Annotated in this window: 8 protein-coding genes; 3 read left to right on the top strand and 5 right to left on the bottom strand. The window is 41.2% G+C overall.

Going from position 1 to position 6,486, the window contains the following annotated elements:
* The 5 genes from RQ763_RS00645 to RQ763_RS00625 form a co-directional block, all read right to left on the bottom strand.
* Positions 1-207 (bottom strand): hypothetical protein (locus tag RQ763_RS00645; RefSeq protein WP_314150496.1); only part of this gene is annotated, 207 nt, incomplete at its 3' end.
* Positions 204-1,154: a cytochrome c3 family protein gene (locus RQ763_RS00640; protein ID WP_314150495.1), complete on the bottom strand. Its 951-nt coding sequence runs from the start codon at positions 1,152-1,154 to the stop codon at positions 204-206. The genes RQ763_RS00640 and RQ763_RS00645, both read right to left, overlap by 4 nt.
* The gene (locus RQ763_RS00635) at positions 1,151-2,671 is read right to left on the bottom strand and encodes a cytochrome c3 family protein (protein ID WP_314150494.1); all 1,521 of its coding nucleotides are present in this window, start codon (positions 2,669-2,671) and stop codon (positions 1,151-1,153) included. Before RQ763_RS00635 ends, RQ763_RS00640 begins: the two co-directional genes overlap by 4 nt.
* An 11-nt stretch (positions 2,672-2,682) precedes the next feature.
* Positions 2,683-3,201, bottom strand: coding sequence for a cytochrome c3 family protein (locus RQ763_RS00630; protein ID WP_314150492.1), 519 nt, complete (start codon positions 3,199-3,201; stop codon positions 2,683-2,685).
* Positions 3,202-3,210: 9 nt separating this feature from the next.
* Positions 3,211-3,858, bottom strand: coding sequence for a cytochrome c3 family protein (locus tag RQ763_RS00625; RefSeq protein WP_314150491.1), 648 nt, complete (start codon positions 3,856-3,858; stop codon positions 3,211-3,213).
* Between the two features lie 274 nt (positions 3,859-4,132).
* Between RQ763_RS00625 and RQ763_RS00620 the strand changes: the two genes are divergently transcribed.
* Genes RQ763_RS00620 through RQ763_RS00610 form a run of 3 tightly spaced genes read left to right on the top strand, consistent with a single transcriptional unit; the run spans position 4,133 to position 6,485 of the window.
* The gene (locus RQ763_RS00620) at positions 4,133-4,876 is read left to right on the top strand and encodes a tetratricopeptide repeat protein (RefSeq protein WP_314150490.1); all 744 of its coding nucleotides are present in this window, start codon (positions 4,133-4,135) and stop codon (positions 4,874-4,876) included.
* A gap of 3 nt (positions 4,877-4,879) precedes the next feature.
* Positions 4,880-5,653 carry a c-type cytochrome gene (locus tag RQ763_RS00615; RefSeq protein ID WP_314150489.1) on the top strand — a complete coding sequence of 258 codons (774 nt, stop codon included), beginning with the start codon at positions 4,880-4,882 and terminating at the stop codon, positions 5,651-5,653.
* On the top strand, positions 5,628-6,485 hold the full coding sequence (locus tag RQ763_RS00610) for a hypothetical protein (RefSeq protein ID WP_314150488.1): 858 nt from the start codon (positions 5,628-5,630) through the stop codon (positions 6,483-6,485). The genes RQ763_RS00615 and RQ763_RS00610 overlap by 26 nt, the downstream gene beginning before the upstream one ends.
* Position 6,486: the final 1 nt, after the last annotated feature.

Raw genomic sequence — 6,486 nt, 5'->3', positions numbered from 1 at the left:
GTGCGAACGTTTTGGATTGACTTCAAGGGTAACTGTCTCGTTTGCGTCATTTGATATAACAAGAGAGTCAACTGCGGCAAAATCGGCTTCAACAACCACTGAAGCAAGACTCTCCTCTTTTATCTCTTTATCATATGGGTTTACGATGGTAAATGCCTCTGCGCTACTCAAAAAGAGCAGCAGAAAAAGGGTTGCAAAAGTTCTCATTTTTTCACCTCATCAAATCTCTTTTTTAGAAAAAACGGGCGATTTGAGGCGTGAGGTGTATGGCAATCTATGCATAAAGATCCATAGCTTGTACCCGCACATGCAGAGTTTTGGCTCTGTAACGTTTCCATATCTTTACTCTTGTGGCATCCCAGGCATATCTCATTTACATCCTTGCGGATAAACATACTGTAAGGACCTGAATGCGGATTGTGGCACTTGTCACAGTGCCCTGCATCCAAAGGCTCATGGCGATATTTCGCGCTGCTCCAAAGCTCCTGATTCTCTTTATGGCACTCAAAACATGAGGCATCCATGGGCTCTTTCGTCAAATATTTTGATACGCCCTTTTTGCTCTCTTGATGGCAGCTTGTGCATAACCAGTTTGCCGAGGGAGCATGGGCATACTTCTGGCTGTTTATATTTTTGTGGCATCCGTAACAGTTTGATTTTGTAATATCCTCAAATGCTACGTTCTCAACCTCATTTACGCTCATATCGTGACATTTGGCACATAGTTTCTCATTCTCATCGTTATGAAAATAGCTTTTACTATACTCTTTGGGCGGGTATCTAAACTGATGATAGAGCTGTGAGGAGACATAAACACTTCTGCTCTCTTCACTCACTAAAACACCCTCTTTGTAGGCACGTACCAGAACCATGTTTTCACCTAATGTAAGTGAGATATTTACGCACGCCGTACTCTCAGACCTGCTTAAATCTAGACTCTTCATATCGGGGAATACGCCCACTTCTACAGCATCAAGGCGTTTCTTATCAATGCCCAAAACAACATTTAAGGTCAGTTCGGTTTGAAGAGTGTTCTCTTTTGGAGTGATTACCTGCACAAAAGAGCCCTCTGCAAAAGAGCCCTCTGCAAAAGCGCTCATAAAAAATATAGAGAGTATCACTGCGGCTTTTGCAAAGAGATTAAGAGGTCTCACTTTCCGATACCTTTTGGATTTACACGGTCATAAGCGAACTCTTTATGACAAGCAGGTGCACAGGAACCTCCCTCTGGAGTCTCAATAAATCTGAGCGGGAACTTGATCCCGTTAAAATCCGTATAGTCACGAATAAGATGCGAGTATTTGGAGGCGTGCTCGTCGTGACAAGCTCTACATGAGCGCCCTTTTCTGTCATTTACGTGCAGATGATGCAGGTTCACCTCTCCGTCTCTAAATGCCGTAATATTGTGCTCATCTGATGCTATGAACTGCTTGGTTATTTTCTTCTCGCTGTGACACTCAAAACAGAAGAAATCTTTATTCTCCAAATCCGCATAAAAGTTTTTGGTAAAAGACTTTCTTAATATACTAAAGTTATCCGAGCCGTGCGGATCGTGGCAGGCTGAACACCCGCCCTCTTTTTTGACATCTTTTATAGGTTTGTGCCAGTTCGGGTTCTCATCCAGATGTTTTTTCATATTCATCAGCATTCCGCCGTCCTCATCAGACTTAACCTCTTTGTCATGACAGCTCAAACATAGGGCAACAGGCTCTTTGTTTAAGAGCTTCTTCTCTTTTGTCGCATGCGGATTATGGCACTCCAGACATCTTTTTTTGCTTGTGTTTACGCCGCCGTGTTTAAAGTTTGAGTGCTTGGTTTTTTCCCCTATCTCATCATGACAGTCAAGGCAGAGATCCATTTTAGCATCCATATAGAGAAGCGATTTATGATCCGCTGTATGCGCATCGTGGCACTCCAGACAGCTTTTCTCAACTATAGGTTTATGCTTTGTCTCTAAGTTCATATCGACAAATAGTTTTTTTGCTTTTGCTGTAAACGTGCTCTTTTTGTCATGGCACTTCATACAGAGATCGTTTGTCGACTCAGCTTTTAAGAGCATCCTGATATTTGACTGATGCGGATCATGACAGTCGGTACATCTTCCCTCTTTTACAGGCAGATGGTCAAACTCTTTTGTATAACGGGTTTTATGGCACTCATAACAAACATCAGCAATCTCTTTTTGGACAAGCGCCCCCGGCTTTTTGCTGCTTGTATCGTGACAAATCTGACAAGCTCCCATCTTAAAAGGTTCGTGCAGATATGCTTTGAGAGGCTTAAACTTGTCCGGAAGATCCTCCAGTTTGACAATCTTTGCCTCTCTTGCTTGGGCTTTGTTATGCTGCGGCTTCTCCTCATCCCGTATCTCATCTGCTTTTATCTGAGCCGGTGCCATAGGCGTTTTAGAAGCAGCCAACTCCTTTTTCTTATCTATAGAGCTTTTTATCTCTTTTGAAATTTTTGAAATATTTATCTCTTTGAGTTCATCATCACTTATAACTATATCTACCTCTTCGTAAGCATGTTTCGCATTTTTCATCGCTTCTGCTATATTGCCCATAACAACGACAAGACGACCGAGCTTCTCGCCGACGCTGTATGTCTGAAAAAGATATGCAAAAATAGAGAGTAGAACCAATGCGCCCAATAACTTCGAGATATTTTTTTTCAAATTAGCGCCTTTTACTTTATAAACTCGCCGACCGGGCACTTCTGTTCAGTCACTTTATCACGAAGGAGCTTCTCTCTGTCTGCGTGGTGCGGACTGTGGCACTTGTTACAATCAAGCGCTTCCATTCTCTCATCAATCTTGGACTCAGGTTCGTGACACTTAAAGCAGAGTTCAGAGACACTTCTGGTAATAATGGCTGCAGGCTTAGATCGTTTTGGCGCATGACAAACTCCGCAAGCTCCCATGTTAAAGGGCGGATGACCATACTTTTTAAAGGGTCTTAGAGCCTTTGGCAGCTCTTTTTCATCTATTTCGCTTGTAGAGCCCGTATTTGCCTCTATATACTCTTTGTCCATAAGCTCCAATGAGCGAGGGTCTCCATGAGGAGCATTTGCAAGAGAGATTGCAATATTTTTAGATACTGTGCCCAGACGCCCCAATTTTTCAGCAACGCCCAAAACAACGAAGAGTATTGCAACCAAAGCAACGATACCGACTATTATAGAGATTTTAATATATTTTTTTTCCATCATCAGCCCCTAATGCTCTGCGTTCTCTTCTTCATCCATAACCTCACTAGGTCTTGGAGGAAGATGTTTTTCCAGCTGGTAATGCCCTACATGTTTGTGGCAGTCCACACACTTGGCGCTCTCTTTCTTTCCATCATCTCCGCTTACAACAAGTTTTTTGGCAAAGTATGCTTTATGGGCGGTAAATGCTTTCTTGTTCGGTCTTGTTCCAAGAAGCAGATTCTCATGACAATGAAGACAAGCTGAGTCGTAGACCCAGTTGCGTCTCTCCTCACGCTTCTCATGCCAATCTATCTTTGAGGTATCATGAGTAGTCTCTACCCAGACATCCCACAGTCCCGTTTTTACCTTCTGCACCAAATATCCCGCCGTCGATTTATGAGGCAGATGGCAATCAGCACAAGTCGCCATTATACCGCTCTCTCCGTAGCCTCCGTGAACACTGTTTCTATATGCAGCTGCCATCGGTTTCATCGAGTGGCATGAGCCGCAAAAATTTACGTCAGATGTATGCTTAACAGCAACAACCGTAAAAAAAGATGTCCCCATCCCTATAAGCACCCCTGCCACTACTATACCTACTATTGCCATCAGACCAAAAGAGTATCTTCTCTTTGTCTCTTTCATATCTTTAATTATCACTTTTTCTTCTTCCATTTCATATATCCTTCCTGCAATTATTAAACTTTTTTGATTAATTTAAACTAAATAATTATCAAAAGAATAAATTTTGTTTGAATGTGATGTTTTTGTGATGTTTTCCTATAGAATCTTAATAATAAATATAATATTTTTATATAATAATCTCTATTTTAATAATAATTAATTATTATACACACTAAGAAAACTATAGGCACTTATTTAAGAAATAAATTTGATAACAGCTGATATAATAACCCAAATTGTGAAGCAATTATACAAAGGGATAAAAATGAAAAAAGTACTATTTGCTATTATATTAAGCCTTTCGCTGACCGTAAATTGGGCGATGGCTGCAGAAAAATTCGACATGAACAAAAAAGCTTTTATGTCTGTTAAAGTAAAAGCCAACGAAGGTGAAGCAAATAGTCAATTTGCGCTAGGAGGGATGTATTATCAAGGAATCGTAACCAAAAAAGATCACGCTATGGCGGCAAAAATGTACCATAAAGCTGCAGATCAAGGTCACATAAAAGCTATGTACAACCTTGCCGTTATGTACCATAAGGGTGATGGAGTAACTCAAAGCGACGAGGAGGCTATCTCCCTTTTTACTAAAGCCGCAAAGAGCGGAGACCAAAAATCAGCTCTTCATCTAGCAGATCTCTACTATAAAGGCGAAGGCACACAGAAAAATTATGCAAAAGCATTTCCACTTTACAAGCAGGTTGCAGATGCGGGTTATCCGTTGGCACAAAGCAAAGTGGGTCTGATGTACAAACATGGAACAGGCGTCAAAAAAGATCTTGAAAAAGCAAAAGAGTACCTAAGCAAGTCTGCGATGCAGAGTTGCGGTGATGCACAATACATACTTGGCAAGATGTATCTTGAAGGAGATGGCGTAGAAATGGACAAAGAAGAGGCTGAATCTCTTCTAAAAGAGGCATATCTTAATGGTCACTATGAAGCCAAAGAGATTTTAGACCGCGAGCAGTGGGAAGCAGAGCCTCATACTACAATACTGCCTCAGGAGTAGAAGATGAAAAAAATAGTAATTATTCTAATCTCGATTGCTTGTGTTGCCTCTGCAACGCAGCTATTTGATAGATGCGGCACATGTCATGGTCAAAAGGGCGAGAGGCACTCTCTAAACCTTACTAAAAGCATCGCGGGTATGAATGCAAAAGATGTAACGACGATACTAAAAGAGTACAGAGCAGGAGAGAGAGACACATACGGGCTTGGAAGCATGATGCAAGGGCAAGCCAAAAAACTCTCGGATGCAAATATTAAAGAGCTCTCTGAGTATATTGCTTCTCTTCCTCCCGTGGTTGAAGTTGCGACAAAACCTAAACTTACAAAAGATATGACGACCGAAGAGATCTTTGCAAAATGTGCAATATGCCACGGTCAAAAAGGAGAGAAAAAATCGCTAGGTGTGAGCAGACCTATTGCCGGACTAAGTGCTGTTGAAATCGTAAAAGATCTAAAAGAGTATAAAGCAGGCACAAGAGATACGTATGGTCAAGGTGCTATGATGAAAGGTCAGGCAACAAAACTGAGTGATGATCAGATGAATGCCGTTGCTATCTTGATTGAAGCGCTTCCTCCCGTTAAAACAGAGGAGCAAAAAAGTGCCGAAGAGAGAGCAAAAAAAATAACTCAGGAGGAGATAGATTACAATAACTTTATGGCAGAGTACTTCAGAACAAGCAAGAACCCAAATGAAACATTTGAAGCAGCAAAAAAAAGATATCTAGAGCATAAAAAAATATTAAAGGAACAAAATGAACAAAATATCAGTAGCAATTAGTGTTGCCGCACTTTTAATGTACGGATGCAGCGACAAGCCAAAAGAGCAAGAGCAAAGCAGTGCAACTCAAAAGAGTCAAAGCGCAACAACTCCCTCAAGCGGAACAATTTACGGTGCAAATGCACAACAAACAGAAGCAACGGCACCATCAGAAGGTGATGTCCAGCTAAATACTAAACATGTAGCAAACGTTCTTGAAACTATGAACGGAGGCGGTTATACTTATGCCAAAGTTGATGAAGATGGCAATATCTACTGGATTGCAGGACCTCAAGTAAATATCGCTGTAGGAACTAGGATCTCATTTTTAGAGCAGATGGTCATGAGTGACTTTACAAGTAAAGCTCTCAACAAACAGTTTGACCAGCTTGTATTTGTAAGCGCTATTGTGCCTGCTGATGGATCTGCATCAACTGCACCTGAACAAACACTAACTCTTGATGATGCCCATGCAAACTGTGACCACTCTAAAGAGGCAACACCTACGCAGATACAGCAAGATGCCCCAACTGTCGTCTCTGTTGCTAAAAATGCAGACGGTTACACTATAGAAGAGCTCTATGCAAAAAAAGATACACTTAAAGACAAAAACATAAAACTCAATGCAAAAGTGGTAAAAGTATCTAAAAATATTATGGGTAAAGATTGGATACATCTCCAGGATGGTTCAGGAGCTGCCGGAACTAATGATATCATTGCTACAGCCGTAAACTCGACTATTCAGGTCGGTGATACCGTCACAACTGAGGGCATTATCAAAACAGATATTGATCTCGGTTACGGTTATAACTTCTCGGTTCTTATTGAAGAAGCTAAGTTTACCTCTTTATAAC

Origin of the sequence: Sulfurimonas sp. (genome assembly GCF_032250635.1) — a bacterium.
GTDB lineage: Bacteria > Campylobacterota > Campylobacteria > Campylobacterales > Sulfurimonadaceae > Sulfurimonas.
This window is presented reverse-complemented; position numbering and strand designations above follow the sequence as displayed.

Coding starts and splice junctions, on each gene's coding strand:
- RQ763_RS00630 (WP_314150492.1), bottom strand. CDS start 3,201: ATGGAAAAAAAATATATTAAAATCTCTATAATAGTCGGTATCGTTGCT.
- RQ763_RS00610 (WP_314150488.1), top strand. CDS start 5,628: ATGAACAAAATATCAGTAGCAATTAGTGTTGCCGCACTTTTAATGTAC.
- RQ763_RS00625 (WP_314150491.1), bottom strand. CDS start 3,858: ATGGAAGAAGAAAAAGTGATAATTAAAGATATGAAAGAGACAAAGAGA.
- RQ763_RS00615 (WP_314150489.1), top strand. CDS start 4,880: ATGAAAAAAATAGTAATTATTCTAATCTCGATTGCTTGTGTTGCCTCT.
- RQ763_RS00620 (WP_314150490.1), top strand. CDS start 4,133: ATGAAAAAAGTACTATTTGCTATTATATTAAGCCTTTCGCTGACCGTA.